Below are 255 nucleotides of genomic sequence, written 5' to 3' on the forward strand. Positions count from 1 at the left end.
CTACCCGGCCGTCGGCGGCGAGCATCCGGTAGTCGAAGCTGTGGTCGCGTCCGGCCGGGCTTTCGCGCATGCAGGAGTGGATGGCGTACTCGGCGTCCATGGGGTGCAGGGTCCGCTGCCAGAAGCCCGGCTGCAGCCATTCGCCGAGGGGATAGCCGAGCAGGCGTTCGGCGTGGGGCGAGACGTAGGTGAAGCGGTTATCCTCGAGGCGCATTTCCCAGGCGATGGCATTCAGGCTTTCCACCAGTCCCCGGT

General features: G+C 67.5%; 1 protein-coding gene. It reads right to left on the bottom strand.

Going from position 1 to position 255, the window contains the following annotated elements:
• Positions 1-244, bottom strand: a 244-nt coding sequence (locus ACLJNW_RS26710) for a PAS domain-containing protein (protein ID WP_410961584.1), incomplete at its 3' end; no start/stop codon positions are given.
• Positions 245-255 lie beyond the last annotated feature (11 nt).

The sequence above is a fragment of the Salmonella sp. SAL4457 genome, assembly GCF_046548235.1.
GTDB classification, from domain to species: Bacteria; Pseudomonadota; Gammaproteobacteria; order Enterobacterales; family Enterobacteriaceae; genus Salmonella; species Salmonella enterica.